At 63.2% G+C, this 15,393-nt stretch carries 19 protein-coding genes and 2 pseudogenes; 11 read left to right on the top strand and 10 right to left on the bottom strand.

Annotated features, from left to right (window positions below; translation table 11 throughout):
- The first annotated feature begins 150 nt into the window (after window positions 1-150).
- Complete coding sequence (locus AC4D2C_RS06580; protein WP_490913558.1) at window positions 151-738, top strand: dihydrofolate reductase family protein; 588 nt, start codon at window positions 151-153, stop codon at window positions 736-738.
- A gap of 127 nt (window positions 739-865) precedes the next feature.
- On the opposite strand, the gene AC4D2C_RS06575 is transcribed toward AC4D2C_RS06580, so the two are convergent.
- The 4 genes from AC4D2C_RS06575 to AC4D2C_RS06560 all read right to left on the bottom strand — a co-directional run bounded on the left by AC4D2C_RS06575 (window position 866) and on the right by AC4D2C_RS06560 (window position 3,530).
- Window positions 866-1,243 (bottom strand): GNAT family N-acetyltransferase, encoded by a 378-nt coding sequence (locus AC4D2C_RS06575; protein ID WP_490914025.1) that lies wholly within the window; start codon window positions 1,241-1,243, stop codon window positions 866-868.
- A gap of 200 nt (window positions 1,244-1,443) precedes the next feature.
- Window positions 1,444-1,941 (bottom strand): tetratricopeptide repeat protein, encoded by a 498-nt coding sequence (locus AC4D2C_RS06570; RefSeq protein ID WP_490913557.1) that lies wholly within the window; start codon window positions 1,939-1,941, stop codon window positions 1,444-1,446.
- A gap of 176 nt (window positions 1,942-2,117) precedes the next feature.
- Window positions 2,118-2,705, bottom strand: a complete 588-nt coding sequence (locus tag AC4D2C_RS06565; RefSeq protein ID WP_490913555.1) for a DUF7010 family protein — start codon at window positions 2,703-2,705, stop codon at window positions 2,118-2,120.
- Between the two features lie 75 nt (window positions 2,706-2,780).
- Entirely contained in the window at window positions 2,781-3,530 is a 750-nt protein-coding gene (locus AC4D2C_RS06560; RefSeq protein ID WP_490913553.1) for a hypothetical protein, read from the bottom strand.
- Window positions 3,531-3,654: 124 nt separating this feature from the next.
- Here AC4D2C_RS06560 and AC4D2C_RS06555 point away from each other — a divergent pair, with 124 nt between their 5' ends.
- Window positions 3,655-4,269: a hypothetical protein gene (locus AC4D2C_RS06555; RefSeq protein ID WP_490913551.1), complete on the top strand. Its 615-nt coding sequence runs from the start codon at window positions 3,655-3,657 to the stop codon at window positions 4,267-4,269.
- A gap of 222 nt (window positions 4,270-4,491) precedes the next feature.
- Here the strand turns inward: AC4D2C_RS06555 and AC4D2C_RS06550 are convergent, their stop codons facing one another.
- Window positions 4,492-5,031, bottom strand: coding sequence for a putative immunity protein (locus tag AC4D2C_RS06550; RefSeq protein ID WP_490913549.1), 540 nt, complete (start codon window positions 5,029-5,031; stop codon window positions 4,492-4,494).
- Window positions 5,032-5,133: 102 nt separating this feature from the next.
- Window positions 5,134-5,715 carry an NUDIX hydrolase gene (locus AC4D2C_RS06545; RefSeq protein ID WP_490913547.1) on the bottom strand — a complete coding sequence of 194 codons (582 nt, stop codon included), beginning with the start codon at window positions 5,713-5,715 and terminating at the stop codon, window positions 5,134-5,136.
- 92 nt (window positions 5,716-5,807) lie between these two features.
- Between AC4D2C_RS06545 and AC4D2C_RS06540 the strand changes: the two genes are divergently transcribed.
- Window positions 5,808-6,401 (top strand): SGNH/GDSL hydrolase family protein, encoded by a 594-nt coding sequence (locus tag AC4D2C_RS06540; protein WP_490914023.1) that lies wholly within the window; start codon window positions 5,808-5,810, stop codon window positions 6,399-6,401.
- A gap of 122 nt (window positions 6,402-6,523) precedes the next feature.
- Here the strand turns inward: AC4D2C_RS06540 and AC4D2C_RS06535 are convergent, their stop codons facing one another.
- Entirely contained in the window at window positions 6,524-7,015 is a 492-nt protein-coding gene (locus AC4D2C_RS06535) for a tetratricopeptide repeat protein (protein WP_490913544.1), read from the bottom strand.
- A gap of 515 nt (window positions 7,016-7,530) precedes the next feature.
- Between AC4D2C_RS06535 and AC4D2C_RS06530 the strand changes: the two genes are divergently transcribed.
- Window positions 7,531-7,896: a GNAT family N-acetyltransferase gene (locus AC4D2C_RS06530; RefSeq protein WP_490913542.1), complete on the top strand. Its 366-nt coding sequence runs from the start codon at window positions 7,531-7,533 to the stop codon at window positions 7,894-7,896.
- On the opposite strand, the gene AC4D2C_RS06525 is transcribed toward AC4D2C_RS06530, so the two are convergent.
- Complete coding sequence (locus AC4D2C_RS06525) at window positions 7,873-8,766, bottom strand: helix-turn-helix transcriptional regulator (RefSeq protein WP_490913540.1); 894 nt, start codon at window positions 8,764-8,766, stop codon at window positions 7,873-7,875. The two genes, AC4D2C_RS06530 and AC4D2C_RS06525, sit on opposite strands and share 24 nt — an antisense overlap.
- Window positions 8,767-8,919: 153 nt before the next feature.
- On the opposite strand from AC4D2C_RS06525, the gene AC4D2C_RS06520 reads away from it, so the two are divergent.
- From AC4D2C_RS06520 to AC4D2C_RS06505, 4 genes are all read left to right on the top strand, one after another.
- Window positions 8,920-9,945: a zinc-dependent alcohol dehydrogenase family protein gene (locus tag AC4D2C_RS06520; protein ID WP_490913538.1), complete on the top strand. Its 1,026-nt coding sequence runs from the start codon at window positions 8,920-8,922 to the stop codon at window positions 9,943-9,945.
- Between the two features lie 72 nt (window positions 9,946-10,017).
- On the top strand, window positions 10,018-10,443 hold the full coding sequence (locus AC4D2C_RS06515) for a (R)-mandelonitrile lyase (RefSeq protein WP_490913536.1): 426 nt from the start codon (window positions 10,018-10,020) through the stop codon (window positions 10,441-10,443).
- A 232-nt stretch (window positions 10,444-10,675) separates the two neighbouring features.
- Entirely contained in the window at window positions 10,676-11,104 is a 429-nt protein-coding gene (locus AC4D2C_RS06510) for a cyclophilin-like fold protein (RefSeq protein WP_490913534.1), read from the top strand.
- Window positions 11,105-11,142: 38 nt separating this feature from the next.
- Window positions 11,143-11,712, top strand: a complete 570-nt coding sequence (locus AC4D2C_RS06505) for a DapH/DapD/GlmU-related protein (RefSeq protein ID WP_490913532.1) — start codon at window positions 11,143-11,145, stop codon at window positions 11,710-11,712.
- Between the two features lie 192 nt (window positions 11,713-11,904).
- Here the strand turns inward: AC4D2C_RS06505 and AC4D2C_RS06500 are convergent, their stop codons facing one another.
- Window positions 11,905-12,255 (bottom strand): histone-like nucleoid-structuring protein Lsr2, encoded by a 351-nt coding sequence (locus tag AC4D2C_RS06500; RefSeq protein ID WP_490913530.1) that lies wholly within the window; start codon window positions 12,253-12,255, stop codon window positions 11,905-11,907.
- Between the two features lie 260 nt (window positions 12,256-12,515).
- On the opposite strand from AC4D2C_RS06500, the pseudogene narJ reads away from it, so the two are divergent.
- From narJ to AC4D2C_RS06485, 3 genes and pseudogenes are all read left to right on the top strand, one after another.
- Window positions 12,516-13,010 (top strand): annotated as a pseudogene (gene narJ / locus AC4D2C_RS06495) (nitrate reductase molybdenum cofactor assembly chaperone); the annotation flags it as partial.
- Window positions 13,007-13,849 carry a respiratory nitrate reductase subunit gamma gene (gene narI / locus AC4D2C_RS06490; protein WP_490913528.1) on the top strand — a complete coding sequence of 281 codons (843 nt, stop codon included), beginning with the start codon at window positions 13,007-13,009 and terminating at the stop codon, window positions 13,847-13,849. The pseudogene narJ and the gene narI, both read left to right, overlap by 4 nt.
- A 32-nt stretch (window positions 13,850-13,881) precedes the next feature.
- Window positions 13,882-15,119, top strand: a pseudogene (locus AC4D2C_RS06485) (nitrate/nitrite transporter).
- Here AC4D2C_RS06485 and AC4D2C_RS06480 read toward each other — a convergent pair.
- The gene (locus tag AC4D2C_RS06480; RefSeq protein ID WP_490913526.1) at window positions 15,078-15,302 is read right to left on the bottom strand and encodes a DNA/RNA non-specific endonuclease; all 225 of its coding nucleotides are present in this window, start codon (window positions 15,300-15,302) and stop codon (window positions 15,078-15,080) included. The pseudogene AC4D2C_RS06485 and the gene AC4D2C_RS06480 sit on opposite strands and share 42 nt — an antisense overlap.
- Between the last annotated feature and the right edge of the window lie 91 nt (window positions 15,303-15,393).

Below are 15,393 nucleotides of genomic sequence, written 5' to 3'. Positions count from 1 at the left end.
CGATTCCCCGCGCCATGCCTCACGACAGATCAAGGGAAATCCACGGAGCACTGGTATCGCTGGAACCTCGCTGTTGGTCCATCCATTCCGCTTCGAATCACGGGGTGGGTAGCATCGACTCAGTGGTTGCCGACACCGATGAGGATGATCATGGGCAAAGTCGCTTGGGGTTTCACGTGTTCACTGGACGGCTTCATCGCTGGACCTGATCATGACATGAGCTGGTTGGCTGCTGCGGAGCCGACAGCTGATGGTTTCACCGAGCGACTGGCAGGGAAGGTCGCCGTCATCATCGCCGGCAGAAACGGCTACGACGCCGCACAGGCCCAACGCGACGAGCGGGACGAGATGACATCCGAGGCGTACGGCGGCGCCTGGTCAGGGACCGAGATCATCCTCACTCACCGGCCCCACGAGATATCCGACGATCATTCGATCGTCGCGATGAACTGCGGAATAGTTGAGGCGATCGAATGTGCTCAGCAGATCGCCGGTGATCGGGACATACAGATCATCAGCGCGGACATCGCCCGCCAAGCGCTCGAGCATGACCTGATCGATGAGTTGCAGGTCTTCGTCGCCCCAGTATTTCTGGGCGACGGCATCCGCATCTTCGATGTACCGGGCGGCCACCGATACCACTGGGAACTCGTGGAGACATACGACGGTGCCGAGCGCAGCTTCGGCCGGGCATACCACCCGAGACGCGATCCTCGACCGCACCCCGTACGCGGTTAGGGGGCTGGGAGACCGTCGTTGCGACTATCGACATCGAGGCTATGCTCCACCGAGTCGTAGCCGAGGTGTTCGACGAGAAGTTCGCCGCACAGCGAGGATCAGGGCCAGTTACGACTGGTAGACGCTTTCATACCTGAGCTGGATGGGGACGGTCAGCGGTCAATACAGCGCGCGTCATGTATGAGCTGTGTGGATCTTCCTCGTAGGAGCCAAAGGGTGGGCACGGATGGAAGCCGTGCCTGACATAGAGTGCTCGGGCGGGCGCGAAGAACCCCATGCTTCCGGTCTCCAGGGAGATATGCGTGACGTGACGTGCTCGGGCATCCGCGAGCACGTGATCCAGCAACTCGGACGCTATTCCCCGCCCCCGCAACTCGGGTTCCGTCCGCATGCTTTTGAGCTCCTCGTGCCCTGGCTCCAGCACCGCTAGTGCGCACGTGCCCGCTATGCGCCGTTCGTGCCAGGAGACCCAAAGCCTGACGCCCGGCTGCCGCAGGGCAGCCATGTCCAGCGCGTGCTGGCTCTCTTCTGGAGACTGCGGTGCCATGTCCGCCAAGTGGGCACGCAGGAAGGCCTCGAGGGCGGGATCCCCGAAGTCGGCGAGTTGAATGGTGCAGGTCATGGGAAGGAGGATACTGGCCCCCTATTTCATGAACGTTTCCGGGCGGTGGTCGGTGCAACACCCCTGCCGGGGGGGGGGCGCGGTCAGGGCTTGCCGGCAGTGTTCGGCAGTTCTGCCGCGTAGGCGCGGAGGGATCGCTGGTAACCATTGAGCGTCAGAATGAGGGCCAGCAGCGCCGTCTTCAGAGCCTCCCCGTGCCTACCTTCGTCATGCAGCGCCAGAGCGAGGAAGGCTTGGCGCGCCCCTTCGTCGACACCGGCGTCCGGCATGGACTCGAGGATCGACACGGCCTCGGCCGACTGGCCGACGTTACGTAGAGTGCTCGCCAGTTGGATGGACGCGCGCAGGGCGCTCGTCCCTTCCAGCCCTGCTTCAATGGCTCGCCTGTACAGCGGGATCGCGTCGTCCTCGAGTCCCAGGGCATCGTGCACGCCGGCCAACTCGAATATGGCTTCCGGGTCCCCCTCAAGCCGCTCGGAGAGGATTGCGCGCATCCTCGTCAGGGAACCCAGCGGGTCGTCGTCGTCGAAGTCCTGCTCATAGAAGCGATCGATCTTCTGCTGCCACGCTGTATCTGCCATCTCATCAGCTTGGCACGGTCACCCCCATGCACCCATGCTGGGCGGCTGATACTGAATTGCAGGTAGGAACTGTCCTCGCCCAGGAACGCCCAGGTTCGAGCCGTGAAGATCGACGTACCCGACCAGATCACCGGCGCCCATGCGCCGCCGCGCTCGCGCCTTTCCTGCCGTAGTCGTCAGGGGCTTGCACTCTCTCGACGGGGAGCGAAGAGGCCCAGGCTGTAGGTGAGCAGGATGAACGACATGGCCACCCCTGATCCAACGGCTGCTCCGAGGGCACTGGTCGGGGTGGCGATGAGCAGGCCCGCAGCACCCAGAAGGATGATCGTTCCGCCTAGCGTGTAGAACATCCGCTCCTTGAAGGCCCAGGCGAACGGGAGGAAATGCAGACCCACAACTAGAGCGATCAACGCCGGCCGGAGCTCTGGTCTCCCGATGAATTCAAGCCACCGGGCACCAGCCGCGATCAGCGCGAACTCCACGACGACGCAGAGGACGTACACGCCGATATGCCACCCGCGCGGGGGTGTGAAGCGGCCGAGGAAGCGGGGGGCGACGAAGAGAAACCAGAGGGTCGCACTGACGGCAGCGATGACAAGGATGCGCGCTGCGACGGACAGCACGTCCGTGAACCCGGGCGTGTAGGAGAAGACGAAAACGCAAGCACCGACCAGCCCGATCAAGGTTCCCGTCCGTCGTGGATCCGCGAACCGCGGAGGAGTGGCGTTCGTCGATGCGTCGGCCGTGCTGTCAACGGTCACCATGGTGTCGTCCTGTTCGGGGAGGTTCTCGGCGGTCGGGTAGCGGTCACGGGCTGGTTCGTGTGGTGAGCAGGTCTGTCATGTCGGCCGGGGTGGTGCGGGTTTCGCTCCCGTTGCGGTGTAGCAGTTCACAGCCATCGAGTTCGACGGTAATTGTTCCGAGTTCATCGATTGCGGTGTTTCCGCCTTGATGGGAAGAGCCCGCTTAGCTGCACATCCACTTGCCAGTGCAGCCCGCGGTGCGTCCGAGGTTCGCTTCAGTACCGTCGTTCTTTCGACGGACAACTCGGCGAGAGCGGCGTGCACACCAGGCTTCGTCTTTGCGCACTTGTCCCGGGGGTAGTGCGCGAGGATCGCACGGCCGGTCGCATCAACGAGCCATAACGGCGACACGATCTCCATGTCCGCTGTATACGGCCCACATCCAACCGCATGATCCGGCTCGGCCAAGGACGCCAGAAGTGGTGTCAGGTCACCGGTGAGAGTGACAGCGGTGACGCCGCTCCATCGCCCCTCGGCGTCCTCGATGCTGCCCGTTCGATCACAGCGAACAGCCGTGGCCGGAGTGAAACCGACCGGTACCCGGCCGGCATCCGGCGCATTCGAATGCTGGGGATCGGGAGAACCGAACGCGTCGGCAGGCCGCGCCCCCTCGCTGAGATTCGGGGCGATACAGTTGTCGCCTTCGACGACCTCGGCAGCCTCCGTGCCGTAAGTATCACCGCCAGGGGCGCCGGCGCATCCGCTCAGCAGCATCGCCATAGTCACGGCGCCGAGTAGCATCTGGCCGGAAATCGGGAACTCGCCCGTCGGTCGCATCGCGCGCATGTCTTCACCCTGCCCGGGATGACAAGCCGCGTCGATAGCGGGCACAGGTTGTTATCGGACCGAAAGCCTTCACGCCGAGCGAGCCGAGTCCTGTCCACCAGCCTCCGGTCAGCCTGCCCGCACGATGATCGGCCTAGGAGCTGCGGGTAGAGTCGTTCCAACTTTGAAGGTGGGGACTGCAATGACCAGTGCTGGAAATCGCGTCACTGCCATCGTCCTAATCGGGATGAGCCTCCTCGCCGTCATGGTGGCACCGTTCCTGTTCATACCTGTGCTGGTTGCTGGTTCCTTGGTCTTTGCGGTGAAGCTCAGAACCACGCACCCCAGCTTCTCCCGTGCATGGCGTCTTGCCGGAGTTGCGGCCGGCCTCGTGGCAGCAGCGGTCGGCGCCAGCATCTTCACAGCTCCCCAGTTCCTCGTGTCGGTTCTCCTGCTCCTGGGATTCATCGCATACGCGGCGACCGTAGTCCTCTTCGGTCAGGCATGGAGCCAGGGAAACGACCATCCGACGGCCGCTTGGGTGGCCTCGGTGTCGTTCGGTCTGGTGGGCCTCCTCGGGGTGGTGCTGATGGGAGCATTCGGTCGAGGAATTGCCCTGGCGGATGCAGGACAGTCCTCCTGGGTGGTCGAAGCCCTGATCCTGCTCAGCGTTATCGGCATACCCGCTTTCCTCCTGACAGGGCTCATCGTCTTCCTGAAAACCCGGCAGGCACAACGTCCAGTACACGTCGCCCGGTGAAAAATCGCGTCACACCCTCTACCCCGCACTCAGCTACTTGTTCCTGCACTGGTCTCGGATACAACACCGCAACCGACCTTGTTCGTCGGCTCATTCGGATCGGCACTCTTCGAGAACATCGAACTAGTCAACGTCTACCCGACCGACGCCACGAATCGAAAGGACGGGAGCTTCGACCACGTCTGCCGCAGACACTGATGGTCGTGCTCACAGGAGGTTGGGTCACGGACTGCTCCTCAGCGGAGTTTCGTCCTCGAAGACGGACCAGCAGATGCTGTTCCTGCGGATTTGGTCCTCGAGGACAAGAGAGTGGAGGTGGCCGGGAATCTGCTGACGCTGCCAGTCGCGCTCAGCACGCGCGGCGTCCCGTTCCTGATCGCGGGCAGCTGCAGCTGCAGCAGCCTTAATGGCGTAAGCGGCCGCTCCCAGGTCGTGTTCGGGAACGTGCGCGACACAGGCCGCCTGGCCGGCTGCGTATGCGGCAAACCGTGGAGCACCACGCAAAGGACGCGCAGCGCCCATTGCGTGTCCTCCGATTGCACGGGTGACAATCATCTTCACTTCGCCACGCGTCCAGGCTCGTGCTGCTTGGATTGCCGCGCGAGGGCGGTCATCCGCAGGGCAAGAATTCTCGAACAGCCCTAGAACGTGCTCGGCGCAGGTGGCCGCCCACAATGCCAGGAGCTGGTGATCAGCTTCTGCCAGCAGCCCACCGCGCCGGATGGGCACGAGACGAGGATCGCGAACAGCAGGAAGGATCATAAGACTGTTTCTTACTCCCCACCCGACCCGGGCGGCAACACCCCACCCTGCCCGTACGCGCAGTAGAGGGTACCGGATCGGATGCCTGGTGCCGTGCCGGTCCTAAGCCCGGTGGTACTTATGGACCATGAGCTGACGCCGGATGCGTCCAGCACGTTCGGCGAGCCCAGCCACAGACCCCGACGGTAGGCCATCGAGGGGATGCCACCCCAGGTCTACGCTTTCCTCGCTCCGCGCGGTCACCGTGCCTCGTTGCACCACAGCTGCGAATGCCAGATCAATGTGAGTCCTACAAGCTCCGAAGGCTGAGGAGACATCGTGAATGTCTGCATCAAGTGGAAGGGTGGACAGCCACACGCCGGCACGGATACCGGATTCTTCGCGGAATTCTCGTCGGGCGGCACCGCGGAGGGACAGGTCGTCGACCTCGATATGACCACCCAGCTGGACCCAGAACTGGCCCTTGCGATCGAAGCTCAGGAGGGTGTGCTCGAGCCTTTCCTCGAAGACGAAGCAACTGGCAGTCAGGTGGACCGGGTGACGGGCCTTCGCAAGTGCAGCGGCTCCGTGCTCCTCGAGGTGCAGCGACACCTGTTGCAGGGTGACCTGCTGCACGGGGTCAGCTTCACGATTTCGAGCTGCTTCCACCTCGGCCAAGACAATTCCTGCCAGATCTGCACTCATCAGATCAATCTAGGCCAGCCCACACTGCCGGCCGAAGATCCTTCGAAGAGCCCGAGGAACGACTGGGGCATTGCTACCGTGTGCCTGTGACTATGAAGTTGGGGATCTACGGAGACAGCATTGGCACGGGCTGGCGAGGTGTCTCAAACCGCAGTAAGCGTTGGACGAGCATCACGTGTGCCAATCTCAACCTGAAGGAGCACAACTTCTCGGTGGACGGTCTGGGCTTCGTCCGTAGACGCGATACCGACGCGTTCCCCCTGCATCCGTTGCAGATGGTTATCGACGCGCGGCCTCAGATAGCCCTGATTGCCCTGGGGCAGAACGACTACGAGTGCATCCCCGATCGGGAGAATGAACTTCGACACGTGATGATGCAGGACATGATCACGCTGCGGGATGCCTTGCCGGAGTCCCAGGTGCTCGTCGCGGAGCCGTACTGGCCCTCCACGCTTCAGGAGCCGCCGAAGGGCGGGCGCATCTTCGACCTGCACGGTGAATGTGCACTGGAAGCTGGATTGCCGTTCATCAAAGGACAACGAGGCGTTTTCGGAGAGGATTACCTGCCGTACCTTTACCCCGAAGAGGGCCAGCTTCACCCCAACGATCAAGGACACGCCGTCCTGGCCGCCGTCATGACAGCCGCTCTGTCGCCCTACGTCCAAAAAGCCAAAGCGTCCCACTGAAGGACCGGCTAGCGGGTCGAGGATCTGGTCGCTAGCTGTGGGTAGGAGCGCGGCGAGGCACAGGTAGCGTCGGGTCCATCAGCCGCACGGGACTCCCTGGCGGAGACAGCCGTTTACTCGAGCTAGCCTGCCAGTGCGCGGATGTAGGCCGCATTGCCGCTGAGCGCCGGCTTGTACCGCTCGATGTCGGGAGTGCTAGCGAAGCTCACCACCAGGTCAAGCAAAGACGCGACCGATTCGTCTGATCGGCCCGCTGCATGCAGGGTGATGGCTTCGAAGGCGCCGAGTGCCGGCGAGTCAGGAAACGCAGTACGAGCTGCTCGGAAGACCTCCAGCGACTTGCCATACGCGCCCAGGTTCCTCAGTGTCGACCCGTACTGGACATAGCACCGGCGCAACAGGTCACCTTCGAGCCCGACAGCAAGAGCCTCCTCATAAAAGCCTCGCGCGATCTCTTCCTGTCCCGCAGTGTCGTAAGCACCGCCGACTTCATAGAGCACCCGCGCGTTCTCAGGATGCGCCGCGTACAAGGGCAGCAAAGCATCGATGGTCTGTTGCATATCATCGCGGTCGCGACGCTCGAAGATCAGGTCGAGCTCATCGTTCAGAGTCATGGCGACACCCTCGCACATGAAGCGCTCCAGCGCTCGCAGGCACTTCCTGCTGCGGGACGGTCCTTCACAGCGGCACTACGGTGTCGCTATGCCGAAACAAACGTGGTTAGCGGCGTCGTGCGCAAGCCGATCTTCTCGTCCATGGCGCCCTTGCGGACGTCCAGCTCCGCGACCGCCGAGGCACGGTTATTCAGCACCTCGCCGGTTGATCACGTCCTATAGGGCGATGGCCACAAGCGGCTCGGGCAAGGGTCGCCATCAGCGGTGGCGGTCCGGGGATCAAAGGACGGGCCCGAAGTGAGGACGCCAGGTTGAGGGCCGCTTACAGTGAGCGGATGACTATCGAGTTACGTCCGATGCCGGCCTAAAGCTTTCCAGTATGGATCGAGGCGGTGCGTCGTGACTATGAGCAGTCCCGTATCAGCTCAGGTGATTCCGTTGAGGCGGCTGCTAAGAGGGCCCGTGCGTCGACTGATACGTCCTTTCCCGATGGAGTCGCTGGATCAGGGCAGCTCGTGTACGACGTGGTAGTCACGGACAACGACGCCGGGAGCATCGTTATCGGGTACCTCTGGATCTCGCAACTCGACGGAGATGACGCGTGGTGGGTGTCCGACCTCAGGATCGATGAGCATTACCGGGGCAAAGGCTATGGTCGTGCCGCGATGCAGCTTGCAGAGGTCGCTGCGGCGGAGCATGGCGCCGCGACTCTGGGGCTCAATGTGTTCGGTTACAACGCAGTCGCCCGCAGTCTCTATGAGTCTCTCGGGTATGAGACCACTGCCATGCAGATGAGAAAGCCGGTCAGGGTGACGTCGAAGACATCCATGTTCACCGATGTGATCTCGCTGCAGCGGTCATTCCGTGATGCGAGCACCTGACGTCGTCCGCGGCGACCGGTGTTCTGCAGCCCATGAAGCGAGCAGTCGGAGTCGCTCCGCCGACGGCGATCCGGGTTCGGCGGTGTAAATCATGAAGACCAGTCCTGGCTCGGCAGTAGGGAGCAGTTCCTCATAGGCCAGGGTGAGTTCTCCGACGATGGGATGGTTGTAGCGTTTGGTTCCTGTGGCGTGCTGTCGTACGTCGTGTGCGCCCCAGAGGGCTCGGAAGGTGTCGCTGCGGGTGGAGAGTTCACCGACGAGGTCCTGTAGCGCGCGGTTGTGGGGGTCTCTTCCGGCCTCGGCCCGCATGATGGCCACGCACATGCCGGCGAAGGTGTCCCAGTCTGGGTAGAAGTCGTGGGAGGCGGGGTCGAGGAACTGGAAGCGTGCGAGGTTCGGGATCATTCCGCCGTCGCCGATCATGGGGGAGTAGAAGGCGCGACCGAGGGCGTTCGCGGCTAGGAGGTCTTGACCCTGGTTGCGGATGAAGGCGACGCCGTCCGTGACGGATTCCAAGGCCCAGAAGAGACTCGGACGTGCGGGTGCCTTCCGCGGGGTGCGTTGCCTCGGACGACCCGAGGTGGGTATGCCATCTGCCGCACGGGCGAGGTCGAACAGGTGTGCCCGCTCGGCATCGTCGAGCTGCAGGGCCCGGGCTAAAGCGTCCAGGACAGAGGACGACGCACCGGCGATGGCGCCGCGTTCGAGCTTGGAGTAGTACTCGACGCTGACACCGGCCAGGGTTGCCACCTCGCTGCGGCGAAGCCCCGGCACACGCCGGTTGGGGCCTGCGATCAGCCCTGCTTCCTTGGGTGTCACCTTCGCGCGCCGCGACATCAGGAAGGCGCGGACCTCGGCTCGATTGTCCATGCCATCCAGCGTAGATCGCTGCTTCCGGGCGTGGGGTGCCCTGCCAGTACATCCTTCGACAGGGACTCCCTCGCCTCACGGATCGGGGTTTGACTGAATGCGGTGACCATCCAGTCGAACCAGAAGAAGTCGCGCTAGCAAAGGAGTAACACCATGCGTGGAGTCATCATGCACGCCCCGGGCGATGTCCGCGTCGAGGACCGCGAGGACCCAGCCATCATCGAGCCGACCGACGCAATCGTCCGTCTCACCGCAACCTGCATCTGCGGGTCCGACCTGTGGCCCTACCGCGGGATCGAGCCGGTCGATCACACCCTGATGGGCCACGAGTACGTGGGCATCGTCGAGGAGATCGGCTCCGCGGTAAAGAACCTCGAGGTCGGCGACTTCGTCGTCGGATCCTTCGTCATCTCCGACAACACCTGTGAGATCTGTCAGGCCGGGTTCCAGTCCAAGTGCGTACACGCCTCCTTCGTGGCCGGCGGGATCGGCACCCAGGCCCAAAAGGCCCGCATTCCCTACGCCGACGGGACACTGGTTGCCACCCCAGGACAGCCGGATGCCGACCTGATCCCGTCACTGCTGGCAGCCTCCGACGTCCTCGGAACCGGCTGGTTCGCGGCCGAGGCCGCCCAAGCGGGCCCGGGGAAGACCGTCGCCGTCGTCGGCGACGGCGCCGTCGGACTCATGTCCATCCTTGCTGCCAAGCAACTCGGCGCCGAACGCATCATCGCCATGTCCCGGCACGCGGATCGGCAGGAACTCGCCCGCTTCTACGGCGCCACCGACATCGTCGAGGAGCGCGGCGAAGAGGGCGTCGCCCGGATCAAGGAACTCACCGGCGGACTCGGAGCCCACTCGGTCGTCGAAGCCGTCGGAACCCAGGAGTCCTTCATGCAGGCCGTCGGAGCCACCCGCGGCGGCGGACACCTCGGCTACGTCGGAGTGAACCATGACGTGCAGATCCCCGGCATGGAACTGTTCCTCGCCGGCATCCATACCCTCGGCGGGCCGGCCCCCGTACGCCGCTACCTGCCCCACCTGATCGAGCTCATCTGGAACCGCACCATCGACCCGGGCAAGGTCTTCGACCTCACCCTGCCACTCGAGGACGCCGCAGAAGGCTACAAGGCCATGGCCGAACGTCGAGCCACCAAGGTCCTGCTGAGCCTCGCCTGATCGCACCCCCGTCGGCATTTTGAGGCGGTTCTCCTGGCGCACGTCAACCCCTCGAGAGACAAGGAACCCATCATGAGCACGCAGAAGCAACCCAGCACCGCCACGGTGAAGGGACCGGAGGAATGGTTCACCGGCGATGTGTACTTCAACGCCTACTACACCGGCCAGGCGCCGTCCCGCGCCCGGCTGAACCTGGTCCGCTTCACCCCGGGCGCGCACACCGCCTGGCACAAGCACGCCGTCGGCCAGACCCTCCACGTCACCGAAGGCCGCGGCTATGTCCAGTCACGCGGCGAGGAACTCATCGAACTGCACCCGGGCGGCACCGTCTACACGCCCGCAGGTGAGTGGCACTGGCACGGCGCCACCGCGGACAACTTCATGTGCCACCTCGCCCTCTGGGAAGCGCCCCTCGACGGCGCCGAGCCCGAGACCGTCTGGGGCGAGAAGCTCACCGACGGGCAGTACCAGGCCGATACCGAGCCCACCGTGTCCTGACGAACGAGAAGTGCACCATGAACCCGCGACTGAGTGCCTTCGCCGTCGGACACACCCTCATCGTCGACGGCGGACAGGCGGCCGGCCGATGAAGCCCTCTGCTCGCCCGTTCCGCATCCGCGCCGTGGCGGCCGCCGTCGCCCTGGTGGTCACCGTTGCCCTGACGGGATGCAGCGGAACCTCCGACGCGAATCCCGACACCGCACCCTTCCCACCAGGGCAGGAGACTCCCATGGAACCCGTACCAGGCACTGCGTCCGACCGCCCCACCGGGGAATCCGCCCCCACCAGCGATACTCCGGCCGGCCGCACACCGCTCCTGCTGGAGGTCGACGGTTCGACGATCTCGGCGCGTCTCGACAGCAGCGCGGTCTCCGCCTCGCTGGTGGAGAGGCTTCCACTCACCCTGCCCGTCCGCGACTTCGGTGGCCAGGAAAAGGTCGCCGACCTCGCCGAGCCCCTCGAGCTGGACGGCGCACCAGCCGGGAGTCGCGCCGAACCCGGCATGATCGGCTATTACGTGCCGGACCAGCGGCTCATCCTTTATTACGACCACGTCGGCTACTACGCCGGTATCGTCCCCCTGGGCACCTTCGACGACGTGCCGGCCATCGAGGGCCTCCCCGACGGAACCACCCTCGCCATCCGGGTCGACGAGTGACCCTACGACAGCCACAGCCACAGCCGAAAGTGAATCAGATGACACTGAATGATCTGCTCGATGAACTGAACGCCGGCAGGACCATCCCGGGAGGCTCCCCTCTCCATGCGGTCATGCACGAAACCAGTCAGGAAGCCCTGCGCATCACGGGGGAGTTGAACAGCGGATGGAAGGACCCGGCGGAGGTCCGCCAGCTCCTCTCCCGGCTGATCGGCACGCCGGTCGACGATTCGGTGACAGTCTTCCCGCCGTTTCATTCCGACTTCGGCAGGAACATCACCATTGGACGACGGGTCTTCATCAACGCCGGGTGCATGTTCCAGGACCAGGGTGGCATCACCATCGGGGATGACTGCCTCATCGGGCACAACGCGGTGCTCGCGACACTCAACCATGATCTCGCTCCGAGTCGCCGCACGGACCTCTTCCCGGCCCCGATCCTCCTCGGAACCAATGTCTGGATCGGAGCTAATGCAACGATCCTTCCAGGGGTCACCATCGGACGAAATGCAGTGGTGGCAGCGGCAGCGGTCGTGACGAAGGATGTGCCTGACAACGCGGTCGTCGTCGGGTCGCCGGCCAGAATCGTTCGGTACGTCTCCGACTGATGTGGCGGTGATACCACGAGGTGGAGGACGAGGCGCAAGTCCAGACATCGACCTGCTCCTCCAACGTGAAAATCAAATTCACGTGGCGCTTACGCGGCAATCCTCCAGGCTCATGCGAGAGCGCCAGACCCCGCCCGCCGTAGTCTGCGGTTGAGCGCCACGGGCGGGGACTCTGGCTAGCGGGCGACCCCGCTAGTGGGCTTCGTTGTAGGCGTCGATGATCGATTGGGTGATGCGCCCCCGGGAGCTGGGGTTGTAGCCGTTGTCCTGCGCCCACTGGCGGATCTGCTGAGTGTTCTCGCGCTTGGACCGGTCTGTCGAGGAAGACGGCGAGGTGGACTTCTGTCCGCCCTGAGCTTTGCGGCCGGTTTTGGATTTGCGGGCTTTGTCCGCGTAGTCGGACAGGGTTGAGCGCAGCTTCTGCGCGTTCTCCGTTGTCAGGTCGATCTCGTACTCGTCGCCATCAATACCGAAACGAACCGTTTCCTGTGCCACCTCACCGTTGAGGTCGTCCACCAATTCCACCTGTACGCGCTGCGCCATTTCGACTCCTGAGTTATCGGACATGAATCAATGATCCCCAGCCTTCCACTCTATCGCGTCAGAAAAATGTGGTGTACACCCGCAAAATGTCCCGGTTTCATTCACCGGACCTGTTGTTCTACTTTTTGTCGCCGTCGTCGTCCTGATTACGGTCGAACTCGGGTGTGACCGAGTCGAGCCACACCCAGCCCTCACGCTGGATCTGAATGTGAGATTCCAGGGAAGGGACCTTCACCGCAGTCAGTAGGTTGTCTTGGATAGAGGAGCTCATCACCTGGCTTAAGGCTCGTCCCTTGCCTGCTGTACAGGCTGATTACGTACAGGAGTTCGACCTCTCACGACGGCACAGCCTGCACCTGACCTACTGGACCGATGGCGACACCCGCCGTCGAGGAGAAGCACTGGCCGCGTTTAAACAAATCTACCGAGCTCACGGAGTCGAGCTGGATGAGTCCGAACTACCGGACTATCTCCCACTGGTGCTCGAGTTCACCGCGAAAGTCAGCGCGGACGACGGCTATGAGCTCCTGCAGCGCTACCGCCCCTCCCTCGAATTGCTGCGGCTGTCGCTGCAGGACGACAAACTCCCGCACCACCGCGCCCTCGCCCTCGTATGCGCAACCCTGCCAGGCGTGTCTCCTGACGACCGTGACGCGGTTATGCGAATGGCTGGATACGGGCCACCGACCGAAAGCGTAGGACTGGACCCGTACGATCCTCGACTTCTGCCCCTCGCCGAGAGGAAGAGCCCATGATTCCAGTCAAGCCACCTCCGGAAAACATCAACGTGGGAGTGGGGGACATCCTGCTTTGGGGTGTGCTGCCCTACGTCGTGCTCGCAGCACTCATAGGCGGAACGATCTGGCCATACAGATACGACCAGTTCGGGTGGACGACACGCTCATCCCAACTCTACGAGTCCCGTATCCTGCGGATCGCCTCGCCTCTTTTCCACTTCGGGATTCTCGCGGTGCTAGCAGGCCATGTGGTCGGCTTAGTAATCCCGCGCACATGGACCGATGCCGCCGGAATCAATGAGCACCCTCACCACATCGTGGCACTGGGCCTTGGCACGATTGCAGGCATAGGGACGCTGGTCGGGATCGTGCTCCTGATTTGGCGCCGCCGCACCACCGGCCCGGTTTTCATGGCGACCACGAAGAATGACAAGTTCATGTACGTCATGCTTCTGGCCGCCCTGCTCACAGGGTTGGGAACCACTGTGCTGTCCCTACTCGACACGACAGTGGTGGACTACAGGCAAACAGTCTCTCCCTGGTTCCGCTCGATCTGGATCTTCCAGCCCGATATCGCCGCCATGACCGCTGCCGGGCCCGGCTTCCACCTCCACGCTCTGTGGGCCATGGCCCTGTTCGCCGTCTGGCCCTTCACCCGCCTCGTCCATGCATTCACTGCACCCGTTCATTACCTTTTCCGCCCCTACATCGTCTACCGGTCCCGCGACCAACGACCGAACGGCACCGCACTCACCAGGCGGGGCTGGGAACCAGTAGGAACGCCGGACCGGGCCCAAGGCAACACGCGTCCTCCTATGAAAAAGCACCCGAAAAGATCCCGTGCGAGCCGTCGCTGACACTGCCAACGATCAACACCTCTGAGGACTCCATGTCGTCTTCTCCGCCAACCACCTTCCCTAGCACCGCTGAGCTGAACCTTCGACCCGGGCAAACACGAAACCTCCTCCTCGCGACGCTGGCCTCCGCGGTGGGCTTCTGGGCTTGGACGATTGTCGGCCCGTTGTCGAAGCGCTACGCACAACAAATGGATCTCAGCGACACGCAAGTGGCGGCTCTCGTAGCGATGCCCATCCTCGTCGGATCCATCTGTCGCATTCCCGTGGGGGCCCTCACTGATCGCTACGGTGGCCGCGTGATGTTCACCATCGTGCTTGGTGCTACCGCGCCGCTTGTACTGCTGACCGGAATCATTGGTGAACTCAACAACTACATGCTTCTGATCGGTGTCACCTTCCTGTTAGGAATCGCCGGCACCGTCTTCGCCGTAGGCATCCCCTTCTGCTCGGCGTGGTACGAAACAAACCGGAAAGGGTTTGCGACCGGCGTCTTCGGCGCTGGCATGATCGGCACAGCAATCTCCGCCTTCTTCACCCCTCGCCTGATGACAGGCATCGGCTACATGGGAACACACGTCCTCATCGCGGCGATCGTCGCACTCATGTCCGTCGTGTGCTGGCTTGTACTGCGAGACTCGCCCGCATACTCCGCCAAAACACCAGAGCCGGTATGGCCCAAAATCAGCCATGCCTTCACTCTGAAGGCGACCTGGCAACTGTGTTTCCTCTATGGCGTGGTTTTTGGCGCATTCGTAGCATTCTCGAACTACTTACCCACATACCTCGACAACGTATACGGGTTTGATGCGACCGCCGCAGGCACGCGGACCGCTGGGTTCGCCCTGGCCGCGGTCATCGCACGACCCATAGGAGGAACCCTCGCCGATAGAATCGGTCCCAGAACTGTCACCCTGACGTCCCTCGCAGGCGTAGCCGTCTTGGCGATGATCGTGGCCTACCAACCAGGACAGGAACGGGTCTACGGACCCGTCTTCCTCCTGATGGCACTGTTCCTGGGGTTGGGTACTGGAGGGGTATTCGGTTGGGTCGGTCGAGCCGCTGCTCCAAAAGACGTCGGGACCGTCGGCGGTATAGTCGCCGCCGCCGGCGGCCTTGGCGGGTACTTCCCCCCACACTGGTCATGGGCGCCACCTACGACGCCCAGGACAACAGCTACTTCGTGGGACTGAGCCTCCTTGCCACCTTCGCTGTGGCTTCCTTCCTGCTATCACTCACCATTCACAACGGCCGGAAAACTGACGAGCGGTGACTTTGACTGAAGCGGAAACAGTTCGGCGCTGAAGATGGCCCGGGTGAACACGATCAGGCGCCGGCCGTCGTTGGCAATGTTGTCCAGCAGGTAGGTTTCCAGGCCGAGCCGCAGCTCGAGGCCCTGGTTGAACTTCGCGGCCTGTGGGGCGGCGTTGGCGTCGTGGAAGGTGTCCGTGTTCACCCGGACCGCTTCGACCCGGGTGTCACCCCCAGACGGCAGACGCTCCGCGTACGAGGTGCCCGCGGTCGATGTTGTTGGGCGCGTACGCCCT

It is taken from the genome of Arthrobacter sp. TJ-240 (genome assembly GCF_058269195.1).
Note: the sequence above shows the minus strand (reverse complement) of the source record. Positions and strands in the feature narration are given on the sequence as shown.